Consider the following 23,650-nt stretch of genomic DNA (forward strand, 5'->3'; position numbering starts at 1 on the left):
TGAGCCTCATGACCGAAAACGCCTTTCAGCCGTCCCGTCGCAGCGACGTCGCTCCCTTCATCGCCATGGATGTGCTTGCCGAGGCTGCCAAGCTGGAAGCCGAAGGGCGCCGGATCATTCACATGGAGGTCGGTCAACCCTCCGCGCCGTCGCCGAAAGCGGCGCTGGAAAGCGCACGTGCGGCGCTGGAGCATGGCAAGCTGGGCTACACCGAAGCGCTCGGCATCCGTGCGTTGCGCTCGGCGCTTTCCAGCCATTACCGCAAGACCTATGGCGTCGAAGTTCCAGCGGGACGAATCATGGCGACCACCGGCTCATCCGCCGGGTTCAACCTTGCCTTTCTGGCGGCCTTCGATCCGGGCGACCGGGTGGTGCTGACGGCACCGGGTTATCCCGCCTACCGTAATATCCTGAAGGCGCTCGGGCTGGTGCCGGTGGAAATCGAGGTCGGCGAGGAGACCCGCTGGAGCCTCACGCCGGAGCATCTCGATGCGGCACAACAGCAGGGCCCGATAAAAGGCGTGCTTGTCGCCAGTCCGGCCAATCCGACCGGTACGATGATGACGCCGGAAGCGCTGGAAGACCTGATCCGATACTGTGACGAGGCCGGCATCTGGTTCATTTCCGACGAAATCTATCACGGCCTCAACTATGCCGGTGAACAGAAGACGGCACTGGAAACATCGCAGAACGTGATCATCGTCAACAGTTTCTCGAAATATTACTGCATGACAGGCTGGCGTATCGGCTGGCTTGTGCTGCCGGAAAAGCTGATCCGGCCGACCGAACGGATCGCCCAAAGCCTCTATATTTCTCCGCCGGAACTGTCACAGATCGCGGCCGGAGCGGCGCTGGATGCCGTGCAGGAACTGGAAGCGGTCAAGGCCGGCTATGCCGCAAACCGCACGCTGCTGCTGGACGGTCTGCCGAAGATCGGGCTCGACCGGCTGCTTCCCGTGGATGGTGCCTTCTACATCTATGCGGATATCAGCCGGTTCAGCTCCGACAGCCTGGCGTTCGCCCGCCGCATGCTGCACGAAGCCGGCGTTGCCGCGACGCCGGGCGTCGATTTCGACCCGGTTCATGGCCACGAGTTCCTGCGATTTTCCTTCGCCGGGGCGCATGAAGACATGAAAGCCGCCCTGGAAAGACTGTCGGGATTTCTGTCCTGAAGAGCGCTGTTTCGGCTTGTCCCGGCAATCACTCGCTGAGTTTCGGTGACTGCATAGCAAATGAGCCGGGCAGGGCCCGGCTCACATAACCTCTACGATAGGAAGCGCGCCGGATCAGCGCGTGACGACGACCGTCGCCCCCACCGTGACGTTGTTGTAGAGGTGAATGACGTCTTCATTGGCAAGACGAATGCAGCCGGAGGAAACGGCGGAGCCGATCGTCCAGGGTTCGGTCGTGCCATGAATGCGGTAAAGGGTCGAGCCGATATACATGGCGCGTGCGCCCATCGGATTGTTCGGACCGCCCGGCATATAAGCCGGCAGGATTCGGCCCTTCGCACGTTCGCGGGCGCGCATCTGCGCCGGCGGGGTCCAGCTCGGCCATTCGGCCTTGCGGGTGATCTTGTGCTTGCCGGCCCACTGGAAGCCGTCCTTGCCGACGCCGACGCCGTATTTCATCGCCTTGCCACCCGGCAGGATGTGATAGAGGCGGCGCTCGGACGTGTCGATGACGATGGTTCCCGGCGAATAGGGGCCATCATACCGCACCCGCTGGCGCTTCACCGGAGACGGGCCGCCAGGATGATATTTTGGCGTATACCAGGTTCCGGTGCTGTGGTCGAAGAAGCCATGCCGCGGGTTGGCCTGCACCGTCAGCGCAAACGTTCCCGCGAGAATTGCTACCATTACAAATAAAAACTTTTTCATTCCGATCCCCCATCAGCACCGGGCTGACGCCATAACGGTGCGATCTACAATCGTTGTGACGCTACGAAAATCACGTTGCCGCTCGGTTAATAATCATGTCGCAAAAATGGAGACAATCCTATCTCGCGTTCGTTCACGACCGTGTCAAATCGAGCAAATGTGTTGAATTTGCAACGGAAATCTCGTGAAATACGGGTCTCTCATGCCAGATCCCGTCAAAGTTGCCGTTACGTCCTGTTCCTAGTGAACCTTGCCCGTTCAGACCTTGTCAAGAGTGAGCCGCTTCCAGGCGAATCGCAAAAACGGGAAGGGGCCTGGGTTGTCAAAGATGGCTCGCGACTTTCGCCGCGAGCCTGACGCTGACGCAGGCATCTGGCCTCAGCCCAGATTCAGTTCCTTGAAAAAGTCGTTGCCCTTGTCGTCGACGACGATGAAGGCCGGAAAGTCGACAACTTCAATCCGCCAGACGGCTTCCATGCCGAGTTCCTCGAACTCGACCACTTCCACCTTCTTGATGCAGTCCTGGGCGAGGCGCGCGGCGGGGCCACCAATGGAACCGAGATAGAAACCGCCATGGGCCTGGCATGCCCGGCGCACCTGGGCGGAGCGGTTGCCCTTGGCCAGCATCACCATCGAACCGCCGGCAGCCTGGAACTGGTCGACATAGGCATCCATGCGGCCGGCCGTGGTCGGGCCAAAGGAGCCGGACGGCATGCCTTCGGGCGTCTTGGCGGGGCCGGCATAGTAGATCGGGTGGTTCTTGAAATAGTCGGGCAGGGGCTCACCGCTTTCCAGCCGGTCGCGCAGCTTCGAATGGGCAAGGTCACGGGCGACGATCAGCGGGCCGGTCAGGGAAAGGCGGGTCTTGATCGGATGTCTGGAGAGTTCGCCCAGTATTTCGGACATCGGCCGGGTGAGGTCGACCTTGACGACGTTGTCCGAGAGGTGGTCGTCGGTAACCTCGGGCAGATACTTCTCCGGATGCATTTCCAGCTGTTCCAGGAAGATCCCGTCCTTGGTGATCTTGCCGACGGCCTGCCGGTCGGCGGAACAAGAGACAGCAAGGCCGATCGGCAGCGATGCACCGTGACGCGGCAGTCGGATGACGCGGACATCGTGGCAGAAATATTTGCCGCCGAACTGGGCACCCACACCGGTTGCCTGGGTCAGCTTGTGGATCTCCGCTTCCATTTCAAGGTCCCGGAAAGCGTGGCCGAGTTCGGACCCGGCCGTCGGCAGACCGTCGAGATAGCGTGCGGAAGCGAGCTTTGCGGTCTTCAGGTTCATTTCCGCCGAAGTGCCGCCGATAACGATCGCCAGATGATAGGGCGGGCAGGCCGCGGTGCCGAGCGTCAGGATCTTTTCCTTCAGGAACTCGATCATGCGGTCATGGGTCAGAAGTGACGGCGTTCCCTGGAAAAGGAAGGTCTTGTTGGCGGAGCCGCCACCCTTGGCCATGAACAGGAACTTGTAGGCATCCTCGCCCTCGGCATAGAGCTCGATCTGCGCCGGCATGTTGTTCTTGGTGTTCTTTTCCTCGAACATGGAAATCGGCGCGAGCTGGGAATAGCGCAGGTTCTTCTTGAAATAGGCGTCTCGGGAGCCTTCGCCAAGCGCAGCTTCGTCAGAGCCATCGGTCCAGACGCGGCGGCCCTTCTTGCCCATGATGATCGCCGTGCCGGTGTCCTGGCACATGGGCAGCACACCATGCGATGCGATATTGGCGTTTTTCAGAAGGTCGAAGGCGACGAACTTGTCATTTTCCGTCGCTTCTGGATCATCCAGGATCTTCTTCAGCTGTTCCAGATGCCCGGGACGCAAATAGTGGTTGATGTCCTTGAAGGCTTCCTCGGCCAGAAGGCGCATGCCTTCCGCTTCCACCACCAGCACCTCTTCGCCGTTGAACTCGGCGGTCCTTACGAAATCCGAGGTCAGCTTGCGATAGGGGGTCTGATCCGCGCCTTGCGGGAACAGGGCGCTGTGCTGATAGTCGGGAGGGGTGAGCGGAGCGTTCATGGGACGGCTTTCCTGATCTGGCTGTCTCCGGGCAGGAGCACCGGAAACGCTGGAACGTTGAGTGCTGATCTCTTACGGCAAAAAGGCCGCGCTCGCCAAGAGCCGCGGCCTATCAAATGGTCTCAATCGCAGTCCTGCCGTCTCAACGGATGGCGGTGAGGTCCAGCGTCACGGTGACGATGTCGCCGACCGTATCGGTGCCGACTCCGCTGCCGAGCTGATAATCGAGGCGGTTAAGGATCGCGGTGCCCTTGGCTGTCGCGGTGTCGCCTTCGATGTCGAGCGTGAAGTCCAGTTCGACCGGCTGCGAAATGCCCTTAATGGTCAGCGTGCCTTCCGCCCGGTAGCTGTTGCCCTCCACCAGGGTGACCGAGCCGGATCTGAATTCCGCCGACGGGAAGTCACCGGCATTGAACCAGTCCTTGCCCGGCAGCGTTCCGTCGAACTGGGCGTTGCCCGTGGCGGCGCTTACCGGTTTGATCTCGGCGGTAATCTTTGCAGTTTCCGGGGCATCCGGGTCGAAGTCGATATCGGCTTCCCAGGAGGCAAAGACGCCGGTCAACGTGCCGCCGCCTTGCTTGACCTCAAAGCCGAGCTTGCTCTGGTCCGGGTCAACTTTCCAGGTGTCGGCGAAGGCCGGTGCCGTGAACGTCGTCGCAGACAGGACTGCGACGGCGGTGGTGAAGTGTTTCAGTGTCATCGTGCAAGGTTCCAGTTGAGGCTCAGCGTCCGGCCCGGGGTCATGAGTTGGCCCGGGCGGGGGAGGTCGACACCATGCGTTTCAGCGTGTTGTCGCGGGCGATGATGTGGTGTTTCAGCGCGGCCGCAACATGCACGACGATCAGCGCAATCAGCAGATAGGCCGCATATTCGTGCAGCATTTTGAAGAAACTCTCGGCCTGCTCCTGCGTCCCGAGGCCTGCCGGGACAGGCAGATGCGGTACCGGCAGCGCGTTGAAGAGGACCGTCGGGATGCCCCAGGGCGATGCGGACACCATGAACCAGCCGGTGAACGGCAATAGGAAGAGGAGAGCATAAAGACCTGCATGGCCCAGATGCGCGCCTGCTCTTTCCAGCGGGTGCATGCCGTCCGGCAGTTTGGGAGACGGGTTGACAAGACGCCAGGCGATGCGAAAAGCAGCCAGCACCAGCACCACAAACCCGATGGATTTATGCAGCTGATAGAGCTCGAACGTTGCCTGTTCCGTTGGCGGCAGGCTGGTCATATAGAGGCCGAGCGCCAGCATGGCAAAGATCAGGAGAGCCATCGACCAATGGAAGAGAATGGCGATCAGGCCGTAACCGGTTGATGTGTTGCGCAGCATGGCGGATCCCGAAAGGGGAGGCCGCGGCTGCGGCCTCCGGAAACAAGCGGTCAGTTGGTGGCGTCCGCTTTCAGCGTTTCAGCGTGGAACGTGACGGTGACCTCGTCTCCAACATAGGGAACATACATGTCCATTCCATAGTCAGAGCGCTTCAGGACGGTGGAAACCGAGAAACCGGCGGCGTCCTTCTTGGCCATAGGATGCTCGCCAAGGGCGGTCACGTCGACGGTCAGGGTCACCGGCTTGGTGATGTCCTTGATGGTCAGGTCACCGGTGACGGCCAGCTGGTTGTCGCCGGTTTTCTCGACCTTGGTGCTCTTGAAGGTCGCAGTCGGATACTTGGCCGAATCGAAGAAATCGGGGCTCAGGAAGTGAGCGTTGCGGTCGGGGAAGAACGTGTCGAGGCTGGTGATGTCGATGGTGAACTCGATGGAGGACTTGGACGGATCGTCCTTGTCGATCAAAAGCGTGCCATCCCAGTTGCCGAAGCGGCCCTCGGTCGTGGAATAGCCGAGGTGGTTGTAGGAAAATGCCAGGTTGGCATGGGACTTGTCGAAGTCATAGGCGACGGGCTCGGCAATGGCAGTGCCCGCGAGGAGGGAAAGGGCAAGCGCACCGGCTGCAAGACGGATCATGATCAAACCTCGTAGATGTTATCAGGAGCGTTCGCTCATGAACGCTGCGGCAGGAACATAGGGACGATTGAGGCGTATGCAATTTGACTGACTGTTCTCAAAGAATGAACAATGATCCGATTAGGTGGATTTACGTCCAAGGTTACACAGGCGAAAAATCGGAAGGCCCCGGAAGATCCTTTGCCGGAAAACATCCATGTCCGGAGAATCAGCAGCTTCGGCCGCGTGGCGCGAACACTTCAAGAAAGTACAATTGGTGGTTGCTTCTTGCGATAAGGCGATGAAATAGCACTCAAAGTTGGAATGTCATCATTTTATCAAGAATTTCAGGCACCTGATTGAGACCTTCCTTCCGATGCGGTCTATGGTTGGCCAACATGCTCCCGGCGAGTGGCTTGGAGACACAGGAGATTTAGACGTGAAAAAAGCGGTCATTGTGTGCCACAGGGGAGCCAGTCTCCAGGCTCCGGAAAACACGCTGGCATCCCTTGAAGGCGCGATCGCCATGGGCGCGGGTGTCGTCGAGTTCGACGTGCGGCCTTCGAAGGACGGCGTGCTTTACGTGTTGCACGATCCGACTGTGGACCGGACGACGGACGGCAGCGGCCGCATCTCCGACATGGTATCCGCAGAGGTCGACGCGCTTGATGCGGGTGGCTGGTTCGGGCCGGACTTCGCCGGCCAGAAAGTGCCGCGGCTCGAGACCTTCCTGGACGCCTGCCGTGGCCGGATCGCGACCTATGTGGAAATCAAGGAAGGCGATCCGGGAGAAATCCGGGACATGCTCGCGGTTCGGGGCATGTTGAAGGATGCCTGGACCTTCTCGTTCGATCAGGCGATCCGGGCCGAGGCGCGGGCGCGGGTTCCCGACCTCAGGCGCATGGTCCTGTTCATGCATGTGGGCTCGGTCGAGCGGGCCGTGGCTCAAGGTGCTCATATCCTGGAATTTCACGAGGACAATCTCACCGCGGAGCTTGTCGGCGAAGCTAAACAGGCGGGCCTTGTCACCCAGATGTTCTATGCCGGATCGGACAGGGAAGTCTTCGAACGTGCCGTGCGCTGCGGCATCGAGCAGATGAATATCGACCATGTCGAAGTGTTCCGGTCGGTCGAAAGGGAGTTGCTGGCTCCGGCGTGAGACCTTTCATGTCTTGAGGTTGTAGAATTCATCTTTAAGTAGGTGCTTGATCCCGCCAAGATTACCAATCTTAGTTGAGCTCTATAAATTTTAGATCATCGGTAAAACAGCGAAGTTATCTTACTATTAATCATCGATTTTCACCTTAGGTTAAGTGAGCGTCTGGTACGTTCCAGCGATCTTGTCTGGACAGGTGACGCGAAAATGAGCGCATGCGCGCAAATAAAGTGGGCCAGGCTTAAAAGACGTCTGGGGGGAAATGCTTTGAATCTTGGCGCGGTCTACGCGTTCAGAGCGTCTGCTTTGCTGTTTCTCTTCATCTCGGTCTTGTGCGCGCAGATGTCGTCTGCCGCCGCAGACGACTGGGTTGTCAAGCGGGTCTCGGGCATCGTCTACTTTGTGGCGCCGGGTGTCGAAGCCTACCGGGTAAAGAAGGGAATGGTCTTTGAAAAAGGCCTGACGATCGGAACACGCGCGGGTGCGCGAGCACTGATTGCGCGCGGAAACGAAAGCATTTCCGTCGGACCAAATACAACGTTTGCCTTGTCGAAGTACCGCAGCGATGGGACCAATACGACGCTCCTGCAGCGCAAGGGGACTGTCGAAGTCGATGTTCAGAAGCGGCAACGCCCGCATTTCACGGTCGAAACGCCATTCTTCGCAGCAGTTGTCAAGGGAACGCGTTTTGAGGTCGATGTGCGGCAGGGGCAGGCCCGTGTGTCTGTCGAGCGCGGTGTTGTCGGGGTCGAAGACTTTGCCTCCGGGGACCGGGTCGACCTAACCGCCGGACAGCATGCCTCCAGCGCGCCGTCGCGAAATGTCGGTCTTTCGGTCGGCGGGCCAACCAAACCATCAGTCCAACCTGGCCCCAAACGAGCGCCGGTCTTCGAGACGCCACCGGTCAAAAATGTGCCGACGAATGCAGCCTCTGCAGCATCGTCCAATGCTGCCTCAAGTAGCAAAAGCAATAACGGCAAAGGCAATTCCAGCGACTCAAGCAACGGCAAATCCGGCGACAGCAATGCCGGTGGAAACGGCAAAGGCAACTCCGGCGGTAATGGAAATTCCGGCGGCAATGGCAATGGAAATTCCGGCGGCAATGGCAACGGCAATTCCGGTGGCAACGGCAACGGCAATTCCGGCGGCAATGGCAATGGAAATTCCGGCGGCAATGGCAACGGCAATTCCGGTGGCAACGGCAACGGCAATTCCGGCGGCAATGGCAACGGCAACTCCGGCGGCAACGGCAACGGCAGTTCCGGTGGCAATGGCAAGGGAAAAGACAAGTAGCAGCGGTGTGAGGCGGTGAAGTGGGAGACACCGCTAAGCAGGAAACGCGTTTTCGTCACAGTATCAGGCGGTGGGTTTGCAGATCAGGCGAATGCAATTCGGAAAGCGTCTTTTGAACGCCGGTCTGCTCGCGGTCTTGTTGATCGCGGGCGTCGCCGGTTTTCGCGCTGCGGGCCTAAGCACTTCCTTTGACAGGTTCCTGTGGGAAAACAGGTTCGGTCTCGATCAGCGTCCCGTTTCGGGTGAAATCGTCATTGTCGATATCGACGCACGTAGCTTGAGCGAACTGGGCGTCTGGCCTCTGCCTCGGAAAATGTTTGCGAAGGTGACCGACGTACTGGCTCAGTCCGGGGCGCAAGAAATCATCTACGACGTCGATTTCTCCTCTGCGTCCAATGCATTGGACGATCAGCTGTTTGCCGATGCGATCGAGCGGGCCGGAAATGTCAGTCTTGCAATTTTCCAGCAGGCGGCAACTTCCGGCGATGCTTCGCGGATCGTCGTCAACAGACCCCTGGATATGTTCCTTGATGCTGCTGCCTGGCCGGTTGTTGTCATGGTACCCATGGAGAGCGACAGCCGCATTTGGCGCAACCTCTATGGTTATACCATCGACGGCACTTCGGAAATCTCGGCCGCAGCCTATATGGGCGATTTCTCCGGTGCCACGGCAGGCGCATTCGGCATCGATTACAGCATTGCCATCGATAGTCTGGCGCGCGTGTCGTTGGTGGACGTTCTGCAGCAGCAGATCGAGCCGGAGCTCTTCAGTGGCAAGAAGGTCATTATCGGCGCGAGTGCTCAGGAACTCCGGGATCTTTTTCCCGTGCCTGTCTACGATATTCTTCCAGGAAGTGTCATTCAGGCGCTTGGGGCGGAAACACTGCTTCAAGACAGGGCCATGAGTGTTGCCGGGGAGACCGAAACCGTTCTGCTGGCGCTGTTCATCTTCCTTCTTCTGATGATGACCAAGATCGATGGCTGGGCGCTCAAGGTCACAATCCTGGCCTTGTCGGCGGTTGCGCTTGAACTGATCGCTTTCGTTATCCAGAAGTCCGTCCCGGTGCTTGTGCCGACGGCGAGTGCCCATATCCTGTTGCTGCTTGCGGCTTCCTGCATCGTTTTGCGCGAACTCGGCTTCCACAAGCTGCTGTCTCACCTGGCAACTGTCGGCAAGAGAAACAGCGAGCGCATGCTCGGCCTCGTCTTCGACGACAGTTTCGACGCCATCGTCGTGATGACGCGCGAGGGACAGATCACGGCGGCGAGCCGGACGGCGAGGGTCCTTTTTGCCAGCGAGGCGCTGGTCGGCAAGACGGCGCGTTCCGTGCTGCCGGAAGAATTGGTTCTGGAAGCCTTCACCGTCCTGGAAGGTCCGGCAGACAGGCGGCCCATCCCGAAGGTGATGGTTGTGCCAAGCGCGAACGGAAAACGCCAGTTCATCGAATATGTGGTGACACGGTCCGAGCGGACAATCGTGCCCTCGAAGCGGCGCAAACAGACAGAGACCCAGTTGGTCGCCTGTCTGACCTGCCGGGATGTCACGGAAGAACGGGAATCGGCGGAGCGTCTGGAATACCTGGCCAGGTTTGATCCGATTACTGGCCTCCTGAACCGGGGGGGCTTTGAGGAGGAGCTTGCGCGTCAGGTGGCGACGTTGCGCCGCGGCGGGCAGGAAGTGTGTCTGCTGCAATTCGCGATTGCCAATCTCGATCAGATCATTGCGTCGCTCGGGTTCTCCTATGGCGACCAGGTGCGGCAGTCTGTTGCGACGCGCTTGAAGAGCCATCTTTCGACAAAGGCAACATGGTCGGCGGTCACCGCCGATGTGTTTGCCGGCTTCTTCCCCTGTGAACCGGACCAGGACCTGGAAATGGTCGAAGCGCTGCAGCATGTTATCGGCGAGGATTACAAGATCGAGGGCGCCAGGATCTCGGTCCAGCTCAAATTCGGCTATGTCGTTTCCGACGGGCAGATCACACCGGACAATCTTTTAAAGAAGTCCGGCAATGCCCTGGCAAAGGTCCGCCGCGATGCCCGAGCACCGGTGCTGGCTTTCCGGCCGGAAATGGACGCCGCCCTGCAACGGCGCCGGCAGCTGGAAACGGAACTCTTCAAGGCCATAGTCCGGGATGAATTGCACATGGCCTACCAGCCGCTGGTACGGCTCTCGGACCGGTCCATCTTTGGTGTCGAGGCGCTGCTGCGCTGGGATCACCGGGAGCTCGGCCCGATCTCTCCGGCCGAATTCGTACCGATCGCGGAAGAGAACGGTTATATCGTGGAGCTGGGTGCCTGGGCCCTGAACCGGGGCATGAAGGAAGCGCTTACCTGGGCTGCACCGCTGCGCTTGTCCATCAATATTTCCGCCATCCAGTTTAGCCGCGGAAATCTGGTTGGAACCGTGGCAGAAGCGCTGGAGCGCACCCGGTTCCCGTCAGAACGTCTCGATCTGGAAATAACGGAATCGCTTTTTATCGACGAGAGTCTCGATCTCAAATTCTGCATGGAAGAGCTGAAGGCGCTCGGGTGCAGCATTTCACTCGACGACTTCGGTACCGGTTATTCCTCGCTCGGCTATATCCCGAAATATCCCTTTTCCAAGATCAAGCTCGACAGGTCCTTTGTCCGGCAGACCATTTCCAGCAAGCAGGATGTCGCCGTCATCGAGGCGGTGCTGCATCTGGCGAGAGGATACAACATGTCGGTGATCGTGGAAGGTATCGAGACCGCCGATCAGGCGGCCAGGTTGCTTGAACTCGGTTGCCAGCAGGGACAGGGCTACCTGTTCGGCCGGCCGATGAGCTCGGCCAATCTGATGGCGTTGCTCCTCGACGCGGCCTGAACGCGTCTATTCCGGCCTTAAAGCCCGAGACCGCCGATGCAGCTGTACTTCACGTTGAGATAGTCATCGAGGCCGTATTTGGAGCCCTCGTTGCCCATGCCGCTGTCCTTGACGCCGCCGAAGGGGGCGACTTCCGTTGTAATCACGCCTTCGTTCACGCCGACGAGCCCGTACTGAAGCTGTTCCATGACCCGGAAAGTCCGGCCGAGATCGCTTGAATAGAAATAGCAGGCAAGACCGTACTCGGTGTCGTTGGCAAGCCGGATAGCTTCTTCTTCCGTCTCGAAGCGGAAAAGCGCCGCGAGGGGACCGAAGGTCTCTTCATGGGCGACCGCCATCTCCGCGGTCGCACCGGTGATCAGGGTCGGCTCATAGAAGCTGCCGGGGCCCTCGGGCCGCTTGCCGCCGGTGACCAGCGTGCCGCCCTTGGCAAGCGCGTCGGCAACATGGGCGGCGACTTTTTCCACCGCTGCCTCGTTGATGAGCGGGCCCTGGCTGACGCCATCGGCAAGTCCGTTACCGACCTTGAGCTGAGCAGCCATGGCAGCCTTCAGCTTCGCGGTAAAGGTATCGTAGACACCGGCCTGGACATAGAGACGGTTGGCGCAGACGCAGGTCTGGCCGGAATTGCGGAACTTGCTGGCGATCGCACCCTCGACGGCCCGGTCGAGATCCGCATCGTCAAAAACGATGAAGGGCGCGTTGCCACCGAGTTCCATCGAAATCTTCTTCATGTTCCTGCCGGCATTGCCCGCCAGCAGCTTGCCGACCCGGGTGGAACCGGTGAAGGTCAGTTTTCTCAAGGCGGGATTTTCGCACATTTCCTCGCCGATTGCCGGTGCGTCGCCCGTGACGATGTTGACGACACCGGCCGGAAGACCGGCCTTTTCCGCCATCACGCCATAGATAAGCGCCGAGAAGGGCGTGAACTCGGCCGGTTTCATCACCATGGTGCAGCCGGAGGCCAGGGCGGCGCCGAGCTTGCGGGCAATCATGGAATTTGGAAAGTTCCACGGTGTGATCGAGCCGACGACGCCGACCGGTTCTTTGGTTACCAGGATGCGCCGGTCCGCCCAGGGGGAGGGAATGGTATCGCCATAGATGCGTTTGCCTTCTTCGGCGAAGAAACGGATGTACTTGACGCCTAGGGCAATTTCACCTTTCGCTTCGGCAAGCGGCTTGCCCATTTCCGTCGTCAGCAACACGGCGAGGTCGTCCAGATCGGCCATGATGGCATCGCACAAATTGTGCATGTGGTTGGCCCGGGCCTCGGCCGTGAGCTTCTTCCAGGCCGGCAGGGCCGCCGCCGCCGCGTCAATTGCCCGCGCGGTTTCGGCACGGCCGCAGAACGGGATGGTCCCGACCGTTTCCCCGGTTGCCGGATTGGTGACGGCAATGGTCTGGCCGCTGTCCGCATCCTGCCACGAGCCGCCGATAAACACTTTTTCCTTCAAGAGTGCAGCATTCAAAGACATGTGGAGTTTCCTGAACCATGTGAGGAGAGACCGGTCGGTCCGATTTGGTTTCTAGTGATAGGAGGCGGAGGAAGGCTCTGGCAAGCGCTTTTCCCGGCAAAGCTTGCCTGGGTACGGCGGAAGGAAGGCCAGGATCAGGGCGCGATGCCCTGTCGGTTTCAAAGTCGCGGCCGTGCTTCAGCTTCGTCCGCGCGAAGGCGTGCCATGTTCATTCTGACTGACGTAACCAGAAAATCTCACAATGCGCGGACTGTCGCCGATGCATTGTGAGATTTGCTGTTGTGCTGTGGAGGGGAGGTTCACGCTCCGTCGAGCCGGTCCTGCAGGGTTGCGATCTCGTCGGCAAGGGCCTGTGCCTGGCGCTGGACCCGGTCGAGGGCGATGCGCATGCTGTCGAGGTCGGAGGTTTCCGCCTGTTCATTGATCGGCGGTGTGCCCCGGCCGACAAGCAGCCAGGTCGGGCTGACATTGAGGACGCCGGCAAGAAGCACCAGCTTGTTGGAGCGCGGTTCGGAGCGGTCGCTTTCCCAGCTTTGCAACGTGGAGGTCTTGATGCCAAGGCGGCGCGCGAGCTGGGCCGTCGACAGCCGGGAAGCATCCCGCGCCTTGCAGATCCGCTCACCAAGGGTGTAGTCGCTGCTGTTCGTGGACATGATTGAGCTCCCGTTATCGCCGGCTGGCTCCGCCACCGGATAAACGGTTTCCTCCGGATGGGACGGAGTGTTTCTTCTCATGATTTTCGTCATGGGGCGCACCCTCGCATGAAGGCAACGCGGACCGCAACCACTGGCGGGCAATTTGTCGCAATAAGGTCGGGGAAGGGCGCACCTGCATTCCCAGCCTGTAAAAAATAACGGGTTTTGTGGAAACTCGAGAGCCGGCCTAATATTCCCGCTCGAAGAAGATACCGGCCTTGGAAGAGCCATCTGCCCCGACTTCACCGCGTACCTTGAGACCCCGGTCAAGATCGATATCGACCTTGACCCGGCTCGAGCCCGAGCCGGTGCCCTGTTCGACGCCGACATAGATGTTATCGTTGATGTATTTTCCGACTGCGACGGACGGGCCGTCGTCGCCATCCGTATTGATGTCGATGGCATCCAGCCCGAGCGACTTGCGGATTTGCGCCAGGGGGCCGTTGTCGCTGCCACCAGTGAGGGTCGCGATGGCGGCCGCCAGGCGGGCAACCTGCGTCGGCGAGAGATTGCCGACACTCTTGCCGAAGAGGAGCAGTGCAAGAACCTCGTCCTGGGGCAGTTCCGGCGAAGAGCTGAAGGCAATGTCCGGATCGTCTGCTTCACCGCTTACGCTGACGGTGATGGTCGTCTCGCTGACGGTGGTCGAGGCGGCAAAATCGAGGATCGGCGTCAGCGATCCCTCGAAAGTCGCGTTGCCGCGCGAGAAAAGAAGTCGCCGGGTCAGGATATCGAGCTGACCGCGCTTCAGGTTGAAGGCACCGATCGCCTGCGGGGAGGCTGTCGTTCCGACGATCTTGAGCTGACCCTGAAGTTCCGCATCGAGGCCGCGTCCGCGAATGAAGATCCGTCCCGGTGCCTGTAGCAGAATGTCCAGCCGTGGCGGGAAACTTCTCTGCTGTGCCTGGGACGTTGCCGCCCCACCACCGAGATCCGCGACCTGCTGCCGAACGGCAGCCGGCGCATTGACGTGACGCACATCGACAGGCGGAATGGCGCCCGGCAGATATTCAGGGATCGAGACATCGGCCTTGTTGATCGACACAGTGCCGCTGATCAGCGCGGACGAGGACGTCGAGGCGAGCGGGCCTGCCACCTTCAGGTCGGCATCGACTTCGGCGGACACGAGGCCGGGGTCGACATAGCGGCCCTTGTCCAGCTTGAGCGAAAGGTCTGCGGGAAAGCCGTCCTTCATGCCGACTGTGCCGGAAGCCGAAAGCGCTCCTCCGGTCGCAAGATCGCCGGCAATGCCGTTGAGGGACGCCTGATCCTGCGAGACGGACGCGGTGCCGCGCACATTCTGCACGGTGAGCCCGGTGGACAGGCTGGTGATCTTCAGGCCTGATGGCGTCGCGGTGATCTGATAGGTCGGTGCCGTGGCGGAACCGCCGACACTTCCCTTGAGCCCAATAGCGCCTTCACCGCGCAGGCCCGCCTCAAGCATCGGCCGCCGCAGCGCAGCCGTCGGCACGGTTCCGTCGAGCGTCAGTGCGAGCTGATTGGGCTGCTGCAGCCCGACCGTGCCGGAGGCCGACAGGTTCAGACCATTGGGATCGCTGACCTTGGTTGTCTGGTTGATCTGGTTGTTCTTCAGGGAGCCCGTGCTTGCAAGGGAGAGGGCCGACAGACCGTTGTTGCGGAGTTCCGCCGCGGTGAGGCCGTTGCCGTTGATGGTCCAGCTCGCTTCCGGTGCCGAGCTGCTGCCGGCCGCCGAGATCTTGCCCGAGAGGCTGCCGCCAAGTCCGAGCGATGGCGCAAAGGCGTTGGCGAGGTTCAGCGGGACCGAATTCAGTTCCGCGGACAGATCGAGCGTGGTTCCGGCCTTGCCGGAAAGTGCCAGTGAGCCATTGCCGAGCTGCAGCTCCAGCGGTTCGATCGTGGCTTCTCCCGCGGCATAGGTCACCTTGGTTGGTTGCTTCAACTGGCTGGAAAGCCCCTGGTAACGCATGGCAAGCTCGGCCAGAGCAACCACATAGGTGCCGGTGTCCGGTTCGCTGATATTGGCATTGAACGTCAGTCCGTCCTTGCCGGATTTGTCCAGCTTCACGTCCGCGGTCACTGCCGTGCCGCCATTTTCCGGCCGGGCCTGAAAACTGACAGCATGAACCGGGGTCGCATCCGTCAGGATGTCGCTGAGATCGATATCCGCCGAAACGGTTTCCGGCGCATAGGGTGCAGCAAGGTTGGCCTTCAGTTTCAGACTGCCCAGGGTCAGCGAAGGGACTGAAATATCGCTACCGGTGATATCCAGGGCAAGTTGCTTCTTGTCCGGATCGGCTTTTGCCGTTCCGACAATGCGACCGCTGATTTCCGTCAGAAGCAGGGGCGACAGGGACGCAAGATCGGGCGCGTCGATCTGCAAATCGCCCCTCAGGGTTTCGACCGGATTGTTGAGATCGCTCAAGGACACCGTGCCGGTGACCGTGTTGCCTGCGAGCTTCACAGAAAGCGGATCGATGCTGGCGCCGCCATCCGCACTGGTGAGGTCCACATCAACGGCAATCGGCTGGCCGTTGAGGCTGGCACTGCTGATGATCTTGGCCGTCGGCGCGGCCGGATCGGCAGTCGCATCCGCGGTGAACTTGAGATTTTCCAAGGGCGTTCCCGCAAGCAGGATCTTGTCCGAGGACGCTTCGGCCTGAACCTGTAGCGCACCGACGGGCCCGGACGTGCTAGCACTCAGATCAACGCTGCCTTCCAGCTGCGGGTCGATCCTGGCAAGATCGGCCAGCGAAGCGGTCAGATCCGAGGTCAGTTCGCCCTGCTGGTAGCGGGCGTCGCCTTTCACTTCCAGCGCCTTGTTCCCGATTGCAAGGCTCTTCACCGTGATATCGTCTGCGCCTGCAAGGGCGAGCACGGCGTCAATCCGCGTCTCGCCCGTCAGCAGTGCATCTGCCTGGGCTACACCGGTCTGAAGGTCACGGGTGACGAGTGCCGTTTCTGCCGTTCCGGAAAGTGTGGAGACGTCAAGGTCGGCCGAAAACGTGCCGGAAACGCTGCCGGCAAGTTCCCGGCCGGCTAGACCGGACAGACGCGTCAGGTCAGCAAGGGACAATTGGCCCTGGCCTTTGAAGGTATCCGCGGAGACATCCGCATCGGAGAGTGCAAGGTTTGCAATGGCTGTCGTCAGGGTCAAGTCCTTTACCTCGGCAGCTTGCGCGGCGAGGTCAACGACACCATTAGATTTTAGCGATAGCGGACCGCTCAAGGGCTCCAGTTGCGGTGTCAGGCCTTCCAGTCCACTGACAGCCAGCGCCAAAGCGAACGGCGCGGTCATTGCACCCGGCGACAGGTCTGCACCATCGCCGCTTGCCGTCAGCCGAATTGCACCGGATCGCAATTCGGCAGTCTGGAGGGACGACAGGTTCGCGGTTGCCGACCAGTTTGCGGCGGCACGTTGGCCGCTGACCTTGAGGACGCTGGAAAGGGCTCCAAAAGCCACTCGCCGGTCGCCCAGATCAAGCGCGATCAGGGTATCGTTGCCTGCAGCGACAGATAGATCTGCAGAAACATCGACGGCCTCTGCGCCGAGTTCGGCAGTCGCGGCGAGATTTACGGTCTGTGTCTTGAGTGCCAGATCCGCCGCCCGGGGGGAGAAGTTTGCAGCAAAAACAGCCTTGCCTTTAGCATTCGTCGTACCGAGCAGGAATGCATGTGCCGCGGGAGGCGCAAGTGGAGCAAGGTCTCCATCGAGATCGAAAGTCAGGTGCCGATCGGAGGAAACTTCAACCAACCAGGCCGACCCGGTGACCGTCGTCCTGCCATCGACTGCAAGCTTCAGGTTTGCAGTCCAGTCGGTCAGCGGGCCATTGCCGTTCAGATCTAGCTTCAGAGCAGGAAGGTCTGGCACGTCGAGAAGCCTGGCGGCCAGACCACCTTGAGGTTCCGACGCGGTGATGTCGAAGGCTAGCCGTTCTGCTGCGGGTTCGAATTCCGCCCTCGCAGTCAGTCCGGCATCGACACCATCGATGCGATGAATGTCGAGTTCGACCGTGATCAGAGCGGGATCGAGGGCAAAGTCACCGGACCCTGAGGCGGTGAGCGAGATAGGCGCACCAAGAAGGGGCTCGCCGAGATTGATCTCTCCCAGTGAAAGCTTGTCGAGTTTGACGTTGAACGGCAGTGCAAGGCCACTGGATTCGCTCTCCCCGGCATTCGTTTCGGACGCTGTGGCCGCAGAGGCTGGTGCAGGTGGGCGATCAAGGGAAATCTGTGCGGCAGAAAGAGTGGATACGTTTATGTCGCCTGTCAGGATCGAAAGCGGATGCCAATCGAAAACGATTGTTTCGGCACTCAGCCAGGTGCCGACTTTGTCCGAAAGCTCGACCCTATCCACAGCGGCATTCAGACCGAAACTGAGATAAAGCCCTTCGATTTTGACGGCCAGATCTTCGGACGAGGCGAGGGAGCTGACCACACTTGAGACGAAAGTGCGGCCGGCAGGCACCTGCATCGCACTGATCGCAAGCACGGGAACAGCGACCGCGATTGCGATCAGGAATCCGAAGATCCGCAAAGTAAGATTGATAAAACGCATCTGCGTTAAAACGCCTGGCTCAAACCGACATAAAGGGCGAAATCCGGGTCATCCGGTCCCGGTTCCAGCGGGACGGCCGCATCGATACGAAGCGGTCCTATGGGAGTAAAGTAGCGCAGACCGGCGCCGACGCCCACCTTCAGGCTCTCAGAAAAGTCGGGAATGCTGTCTTCATAGGCATTGCCGGCGTCGACGAAGCCGACGACGCCTATGGTTTCGGTCACCTTGACCCGCACTTCGCCGGACAGTTCAAGGATAGAGCGTCCGCCGGTGACTTCACCATTCACCCGCGGCCCGACATTGCGATAGGCGTAGCCGCGGATCGAGCCGCCGCCGCCGGCAATGAAGCGCCGGCTCGCCGGGACCGATTCGACAGACGGCGCCACGATGGAACCGGCGGAGACCCGGCCGGCCAGGATGAAGCGCTTGGCTTCGTCGAGGGCGTAGTAGCTCGACACCGTGCCTCGCGTGAAGGCCATCGCATTGGAATTCAGAGCGTCATAAGCCGGCTCCGCAACGAGTGCCGCAAAGATGCCCTTGGACGGGTTGAGCTTGTCGTCGCGGTTGTCGTAGATCAGACCGGCAGGCAGCCCCACCAGCAGGTAGTCGCCCGTCCCGAACGCGTCTTCCTCGTGGGCAAAATAAACTTCGCCGCCGATGCGTCCCTTGAGCTGTTCGGAAAACTCACGATTGAGGTAGGCATCAAAGGTGATCGAGCGGCTCTTGTAGGCGTCCGGGTTCTCCTGCTTTGCGCCAAGGCTGGTTGAAAAGCTCGTCAGCGGTCCGAACACGCCGGGTTTTTCGAAAGCGATCCGGGTGGAATATTCCATATCCAGGACACTCTCGTTGCCGATGCGTCCAACCGACCCTTCGACGGACAGGAGTTCGCCGCGTCCGAAAAGATTGCGCCGCCGCCAATAGGCCTCCACGCCGAAGCCTTCCGTGCTGGACCAGGAGGCACCGGCGCCGATCACGTGGCGCTTGCGTTCGCTGACTTCGATGGTGACGGGCATGGTGCCGTCCGGGCCGGCAATGTCGCCTTCGACCAGCCGGATGGAAGAGAAAATGCCAAGTTCGTTAAGCCGCTTGCGGGCGCGTGCTAGGTCCTCGGGCGAGTAGATCCCGCCCTCCGGCAGCATGGCTTGTTTCGCCACGAAATCGGGATCGGTGACCTTGGTGCCCTTGACCGAAACGGTGCCGAACCGGGCTTGCGTTCCGGACTCGGCAATAAGGGTCACGTCCAATGTCTTGGTGCTGTGATCTGCGGTGATGCGTCGTTCGGCAATTCTGGCTTTGGGATAGCCGCGGCCGCGAAGCACGGTCACCATCTGCTTTTCGGCAGAAAGGATCTTGCCGGAAGCGGCGACATCACCCTTTGCAAGCCCCCAGAAGGACGGGTCGGTGGACAGATCGCTGCCTTGGGCCGAGACGGAAATATCGCCAAATGTGAAAGCCGGTCCAGGATTGACGAAGATTGCAACCTTGACCGGACGTTTGTCAGGCAGGTCTGCCTGTTCAAGGGCGGTTTCAAGCGGAATGCCGGCAAGCGTGATGTCCACGGTGCCGCCATAGCGGCCTTCGGCATAAAGTTGGGCGACAAGTCTTTCGCGATCCGACAAGGCTCTCGCAATCAGGCCGGCTTCACCGGAGGGAGGCGTTCCCTGCTGCTGGATCAGCAGCGAGGCTTCCTTCAATTGCTTGACGCGTTCGTCCGTGTCGCCTGAGACGGACAGCTCTGCCTCATAGGGCAGGGGATCAGGCACCGCGTCGGCCTGGTCGTTCTCGGATTCGAAGAATTTCCAGCCGAAGATTTCAAACGAATAGGCAGGCGGCGACTGCGCGACAAGGAGAAGGCCGGCCATACCGGCGAGAGCCGGGCGGGAGACACGACAAAGGGCACCGGTCGCCTTTCGGGCCGCCAGCGAAGACAATGCGCTGAAACGCATTCCGGCGAGAACACCGGAATTCCAGGACGGTAGACCCTTCACTCACTGCCGCCTGACGGATTGGCAGAGCCCGATTGCCCAAGCTCATCCTGACGCAATCCGGCCCACTTCATTACAGCCCCTACGTTAGCCAACTTACGGTGCCATGGTTAAACGAATGCAAACACGATAGACCATGGCACCGAAGCGAGTGCAAGAGAGAAGCTGCGCCGGAACTTTGGCATCGTGAGCAGAGTCAGCGGTTTGATCTGCTCACAGACCGCCTCAGAACAGCGCGTCTTCTTCAGGAAGACCGAGGAGACGGCGGGCTGCGGTCAGCGTGTTGACCATGAGCATGGCGATGGTCATCGGTCCCACTCCGCCGGGCACCGGCGTGATCGCTCCGGCAACTTCCACAGCTTCCTTGAAGGCAACGTCACCCACAAGACGGGATTTGCCTTCGCCGAGATCCGGCGCAGGAATGCGGTTGATGCCAACATCAATGACCGTTGCACCCGGACGGATCCAGTCACCGCGGATCATTTCCGGCCGGCCGACAGCAGCAACAACGATGTCTGCCGCCCGTACGACGTCCGGCAGGTCTTTCGTCCGGCTGTGGGCGATCGTCACGGTGCAGCTTTCCTGCAGAAGCAGACTTGCCATTGGCTTGCCGACAATGTTGGAGCGGCCAACCACAACGGCGTTCTTTCCGGAGAGCGTGTCGCCAAGTGTCCGTTTCAGGAGGACGAGACTGCCGGCAGGGGTGCATGGCACGAGAGCGCTGTTGCGCTCGCCGGCGGTCAGGAGACCCACATTGACCGGATGGAAACCGTCGACATCCTTTTCCGGACGGATCAGGCGCAGCACCTTGCTCTCCTCGATATGGCCGGGCAGGGGGAGCTGCACCAGAATGCCATGAATGTCCGGATCGTTGTTCAGCTGATCGACCAGGGCCAGGACGTCGGCTTCGCTGGTGTCGGCGGAAAGCGTGTGCTTGACGGAGTGAAACCCGCAAGCCTCGGCGGCACGGTCCTTGTTGCGCACATAGACCTGGCTCGCCGGATCTTCGCCAACCAGCACAACGGCAAGACCGGGGCGTTTGCCGCTGGTTGCCAGCAGCTTTGCCGCCCGGTCGGTGATTTCCTGCCGGACACTGTCTGCGATGGCCTTGCCATCAATGATTTGAGCCTGGGGCATCTGGCCTCCTCGTTGGTCCCATCCCGTCGCGAATTCGGCGTCAAGCTATAGAATGAGAGGCGCTGGTGAAAAAGGCCGATTGCGTCTTTTCCTGCTCTGGTTTCGCCATCCGGCGGTCAAAGCGTTTTTGCGAACGAATCCAGCTCTGATATCGCGCAGACGATGTGGTACAGCGAACTGGCCGGTGCGGGTTCGTCCTTGAGGCTGCCGTCCGCAGCCATCTTGTCACGCCAAAGACCGGCCGGTGCAGCCTCCAGATAGAGCTTGAGAGCCTGAACTGCATCGGGAATATCGTTGAGATAGGCATCGCGTTCGATGCCCGTGGATATTTCGGCAAGCGCAATGGCCGCCTTGATCCATTCCGTCTGGCCCCAAAGGCGCGCGATCGGGTCGCGGACGGTGAAATCGTCATTGAGTGCCATGAAGGTCACGCCACGGTTCTCGTCGATGCCGTAGGTCCAGGCGATATCGTATAGCCTGCGGGCCGCCGTCAGCGCTCCGGCATCGCCGCGTGAGCGGCCCCAGCGGGCAAGGAGCCACGCCCATTCAAACTGGTGACCGGGTTCCATGACGCGTCCTTTGCCCCTGTCTCCGTCGCCGCTGAACGGCGTCCAGTCGAGATTGAAGAATTCGCGCAGCCCGCCTGAAACCGGATCGATGAAACGGGTCAGGGCAAGTTCAGCGATTTCATCGGCGAGGTCCCGCCAGACCGGGTCTGGAGAGACTTCCTCCCAGGCAAGGCTTGCTTCGAAGAGATGCATATGCGGGTTCGAGCAGAGCGGCGTCTTGTCGGAAACCGCTTCGCGGAACCCTGCTTCCTCGTGTGCATAGACCTCGACAAGGTGATTTAGCAGGGCCGTCGCCTGTTCGGTGGCGCTCGCTTGGTGATCAGGCAGGGACGCTGCGATCGTGGCAAAGCCAAACAGTGAAAAGGCCTGATTGTAGAGATCGAACTCCGGATCAGCGATGATGTTGTTCATGTCGACAGCGGCCGCAAAGTGCCCGTCCGCCGTCAGATATGTGCTGATGTACCAGGCATGGAGCCTCTCGGCGATGGCAGCCGCGGGCCCTGACCAGCCGAGTTTTGCTCCTTCCAGGAAGGAATAGATCTGCCTGGCCACAACGCGGGCTCGCCGTGGTCCGGAAAGTCCTTGCAGGGATGTCAAATCGATCGAATCAAAGCAGGAGCCGTCGGTTTGAACGAAGCCGGCTTCGGACCAGAGCGGCAGTGCCTCGTTAACAAGCCATCCTGTCATTTCCAACGAGCAGATTCGAATGGATTGCAACGCATCATTGCGGCTGTCGGTGTTCATGCAGACCCCCGGTGCTCGTGGTTCGGACAGGATTGGTTGGACGGCAGATCGACGATGCCGTCTCTTCAGACTGAAGTCGATAAACGGAAATTAATCAATTCACTAGGAAAAACAGGTTTACTGTTACAGCAAAGTCACAGCCGGGAGCTTTCTCGGTGGGGAATGGGCGATGTGTCTTGGACATCCGGAGGGTCGGATGGTACCAGACTGTCAGCTATTGGGTGGATTGGGTACTAATGCGTTTTTTGCCAGTGTTCGTCACTGCGGGGGTTTTGTTCGGATGCGCGGCTTTGCCGGGCGACGGTCCCGGTGCGATAAATATTACTTCTCAAGACGTCGAGACCAACGCCCAGGCCGGTGACTACACCGTCGTTACAGTGGACCCGGTGAATATCGACATCATCAGGAAGTACCGGCCTTTGGCCTTTGCCAACCAGTTCCAAGGTGTCGGAAGCGGCGGTTCTCCCACGCTACTGGGGGTGGGCGATACACTGACAGTGTCCATCTGGGAGGCCTCTCCGGACGGTTTGTTCTCTGGTGGTGAAGGCGGTTCAAGTCAGATCCCGTCCGTGGTGGACGAAAGCGGCCATATCTTTATTCCCTATGCCGGACGTGTTCGGGCTGCCGGGTTGAGTATCGAAGGTCTGCGTCAATCGGTTCAGCAAAAGCTGGTTGGCAAGGCCGTAGAGCCACAGGTCCTCATCACTCTTAAGGACAAGTTGAGTTCGACCGCCGTAGTGGTTGGCGATGTCGCCAAGCCCGGGGTCTATCCGCTTCCCTTGCGCAACACGCGGCTGCTTGACCTGGTCGCGCAGGCTGGCGGTGCTCGCGAAGCGACATATGAAACCGTCGTCACGCTGAAACGCGGCAACCGGGCAGGCACCACCCGGCTTGAAGACCTGATCGATTATCCGGAAAACAATATTCTGGTCGCGCCTTACGACAATATCCTGCTGTCTCACCGGCCTCGCACATTTTCAGCTTTTGGAGCTGTCAAAGCGAATCAGCTGGTGCCGTTCAAAACGAAAACCGTCACGATGGCGGAAGCTCTTGCGACGGTTGGCGGGCTCCGGGACGAACGTGCAGACGCAAATGGGGTATTTCTGTTCCGCTTCGAAGATGCGGCGCTTGTTCGCGGTCTGAAACCCGAACTTTCGCACAAGATCGTTGGCGAGGAAGGGGTGCCTGTGGTCTACAGGCTCAGCCTTCGTGATCCCAAGGGCTTTTTCCTCTCGCAGCATTTCGAGATGCGGGACAAGGACATTCTTTACGTTTCGAACCATCCGACGGCGGAACTCGGCAAATTCCTGCAAATCATTGCCCCGTTGATCAGCAATTACTCGACCGTACAGAGAATTGCAGATTAAAGATTGGTCTGA

At 60.0% G+C, this 23,650-nt stretch carries 16 protein-coding genes; 5 read left to right on the forward strand and 11 right to left on the reverse strand.

All coding sequences use genetic code 11. The annotated features are described in order from the left end of the window. Positions 1–8 precede the first annotated feature (8 nt). Positions 9–1,172, forward strand: coding sequence for a pyridoxal phosphate-dependent aminotransferase (locus tag ACX3M4_RS02535; RefSeq protein WP_459357026.1), 1,164 nt, complete (start codon positions 9–11; stop codon positions 1,170–1,172). Positions 1,173–1,286: 114 nt separating this feature from the next. On the opposite strand, the gene ACX3M4_RS02540 is transcribed toward ACX3M4_RS02535, so the two are convergent. From ACX3M4_RS02540 to ACX3M4_RS02560, 5 genes are all read right to left on the reverse strand, one after another. Next, positions 1,287–1,880 carry a L,D-transpeptidase gene (locus ACX3M4_RS02540; protein WP_459357027.1) on the reverse strand — a complete coding sequence of 198 codons (594 nt, stop codon included), beginning with the start codon at positions 1,878–1,880 and terminating at the stop codon, positions 1,287–1,289. Positions 1,881–2,258: 378 nt separating this feature from the next. Then, entirely contained in the window at positions 2,259–3,896 is a 1,638-nt protein-coding gene (locus ACX3M4_RS02545) for a fumarate hydratase (protein WP_459357028.1), read from the reverse strand. 142 nt (positions 3,897–4,038) lie between these two features. Further along, a complete protein-coding gene (locus tag ACX3M4_RS02550; protein WP_459357029.1) occupies positions 4,039–4,596 on the reverse strand; it encodes a YceI family protein in 558 nt (185 codons plus the stop codon). 40 nt (positions 4,597–4,636) lie between these two features. Further along, positions 4,637–5,221 carry a cytochrome b gene (locus ACX3M4_RS02555; protein ID WP_459357030.1) on the reverse strand — a complete coding sequence of 195 codons (585 nt, stop codon included), beginning with the start codon at positions 5,219–5,221 and terminating at the stop codon, positions 4,637–4,639. A 50-nt stretch (positions 5,222–5,271) separates the two neighbouring features. Further along, complete coding sequence (locus tag ACX3M4_RS02560) at positions 5,272–5,856, reverse strand: YceI family protein (protein WP_459357031.1); 585 nt, start codon at positions 5,854–5,856, stop codon at positions 5,272–5,274. A gap of 418 nt (positions 5,857–6,274) precedes the next feature. On the opposite strand from ACX3M4_RS02560, the gene ACX3M4_RS02565 reads away from it, so the two are divergent. The 3 genes from ACX3M4_RS02565 to ACX3M4_RS02575 all read left to right on the forward strand — a co-directional run bounded on the left by ACX3M4_RS02565 (position 6,275) and on the right by ACX3M4_RS02575 (position 11,129). Continuing rightward, the gene (locus ACX3M4_RS02565) at positions 6,275–6,994 is read left to right on the forward strand and encodes a glycerophosphodiester phosphodiesterase (protein ID WP_459357032.1); all 720 of its coding nucleotides are present in this window, start codon (positions 6,275–6,277) and stop codon (positions 6,992–6,994) included. A 339-nt stretch (positions 6,995–7,333) separates the two neighbouring features. Continuing rightward, positions 7,334–8,284 carry a FecR domain-containing protein gene (locus tag ACX3M4_RS02570; RefSeq protein WP_459357033.1) on the forward strand — a complete coding sequence of 317 codons (951 nt, stop codon included), beginning with the start codon at positions 7,334–7,336 and terminating at the stop codon, positions 8,282–8,284. 91 nt (positions 8,285–8,375) lie between these two features. Beyond that, positions 8,376–11,129: an EAL domain-containing protein gene (locus ACX3M4_RS02575; protein WP_459357034.1), complete on the forward strand. Its 2,754-nt coding sequence runs from the start codon at positions 8,376–8,378 to the stop codon at positions 11,127–11,129. Between the two features lie 17 nt (positions 11,130–11,146). On the opposite strand, the gene ACX3M4_RS02580 is transcribed toward ACX3M4_RS02575, so the two are convergent. The 6 genes from ACX3M4_RS02580 to ACX3M4_RS02605 form a co-directional block, all read right to left on the reverse strand. Further along, positions 11,147–12,604: an NAD-dependent succinate-semialdehyde dehydrogenase gene (locus ACX3M4_RS02580; protein WP_459357035.1), complete on the reverse strand. Its 1,458-nt coding sequence runs from the start codon at positions 12,602–12,604 to the stop codon at positions 11,147–11,149. Positions 12,605–12,903: 299 nt separating this feature from the next. Next, positions 12,904–13,257: a helix-turn-helix domain-containing protein gene (locus ACX3M4_RS02585; protein ID WP_459357036.1), complete on the reverse strand. Its 354-nt coding sequence runs from the start codon at positions 13,255–13,257 to the stop codon at positions 12,904–12,906. A gap of 229 nt (positions 13,258–13,486) precedes the next feature. Next, positions 13,487–17,836, reverse strand: coding sequence for a translocation/assembly module TamB domain-containing protein (locus ACX3M4_RS02590; protein ID WP_459357037.1), 4,350 nt, complete (start codon positions 17,834–17,836; stop codon positions 13,487–13,489). Positions 17,837–17,841: 5 nt separating this feature from the next. After that, a complete protein-coding gene (locus tag ACX3M4_RS02595; RefSeq protein WP_459357038.1) occupies positions 17,842–19,824 on the reverse strand; it encodes an autotransporter assembly complex protein TamA in 1,983 nt (660 codons plus the stop codon). A gap of 222 nt (positions 19,825–20,046) precedes the next feature. Continuing rightward, positions 20,047–20,958 (reverse strand): bifunctional methylenetetrahydrofolate dehydrogenase/methenyltetrahydrofolate cyclohydrolase FolD, encoded by a 912-nt coding sequence (gene folD, locus ACX3M4_RS02600; RefSeq protein WP_459357039.1) that lies wholly within the window; start codon positions 20,956–20,958, stop codon positions 20,047–20,049. 116 nt (positions 20,959–21,074) lie between these two features. Further along, positions 21,075–22,271, reverse strand: a complete 1,197-nt coding sequence (locus ACX3M4_RS02605) for an AGE family epimerase/isomerase (protein ID WP_459357040.1) — start codon at positions 22,269–22,271, stop codon at positions 21,075–21,077. A gap of 236 nt (positions 22,272–22,507) precedes the next feature. Between ACX3M4_RS02605 and ACX3M4_RS02610 the strand changes: the two genes are divergently transcribed. Next, positions 22,508–23,638: a polysaccharide biosynthesis/export family protein gene (locus ACX3M4_RS02610; protein WP_459357041.1), complete on the forward strand. Its 1,131-nt coding sequence runs from the start codon at positions 22,508–22,510 to the stop codon at positions 23,636–23,638. The last annotated feature ends 12 nt before the right edge of the window (positions 23,639–23,650 follow it).

The sequence above is a fragment of the Roseibium sp. M-1 genome, from assembly GCF_054515675.1.

Coding starts and splice junctions, on each gene's coding strand:
- ACX3M4_RS02585 (WP_459357036.1), bottom strand. CDS start 13,257: ATGTCCACGAACAGCAGCGACTACACCCTTGGTGAGCGGATCTGCAAG.
- folD (WP_459357039.1), bottom strand. CDS start 20,958: ATGCCCCAGGCTCAAATCATTGATGGCAAGGCCATCGCAGACAGTGTC.
- ACX3M4_RS02555 (WP_459357030.1), bottom strand. CDS start 5,221: ATGCTGCGCAACACATCAACCGGTTACGGCCTGATCGCCATTCTCTTC.
- ACX3M4_RS02605 (WP_459357040.1), bottom strand. CDS start 22,271: ATGAACACCGACAGCCGCAATGATGCGTTGCAATCCATTCGAATCTGC.
- ACX3M4_RS02535 (WP_459357026.1), top strand. CDS start 9: ATGACCGAAAACGCCTTTCAGCCGTCCCGTCGCAGCGACGTCGCTCCC.
- ACX3M4_RS02540 (WP_459357027.1), bottom strand. CDS start 1,880: ATGAAAAAGTTTTTATTTGTAATGGTAGCAATTCTCGCGGGAACGTTT.
- ACX3M4_RS02575 (WP_459357034.1), top strand. CDS start 8,376: ATGCAATTCGGAAAGCGTCTTTTGAACGCCGGTCTGCTCGCGGTCTTG.
- ACX3M4_RS02545 (WP_459357028.1), bottom strand. CDS start 3,896: ATGAACGCTCCGCTCACCCCTCCCGACTATCAGCACAGCGCCCTGTTC.
- ACX3M4_RS02570 (WP_459357033.1), top strand. CDS start 7,334: ATGTCGTCTGCCGCCGCAGACGACTGGGTTGTCAAGCGGGTCTCGGGC.
- ACX3M4_RS02560 (WP_459357031.1), bottom strand. CDS start 5,856: ATGATCCGTCTTGCAGCCGGTGCGCTTGCCCTTTCCCTCCTCGCGGGC.
- ACX3M4_RS02580 (WP_459357035.1), bottom strand. CDS start 12,604: ATGTCTTTGAATGCTGCACTCTTGAAGGAAAAAGTGTTTATCGGCGGC.
- ACX3M4_RS02610 (WP_459357041.1), top strand. CDS start 22,508: ATGCGTTTTTTGCCAGTGTTCGTCACTGCGGGGGTTTTGTTCGGATGC.
- ACX3M4_RS02550 (WP_459357029.1), bottom strand. CDS start 4,596: ATGACACTGAAACACTTCACCACCGCCGTCGCAGTCCTGTCTGCGACG.
- ACX3M4_RS02590 (WP_459357037.1), bottom strand. CDS start 17,836: ATGCGTTTTATCAATCTTACTTTGCGGATCTTCGGATTCCTGATCGCA.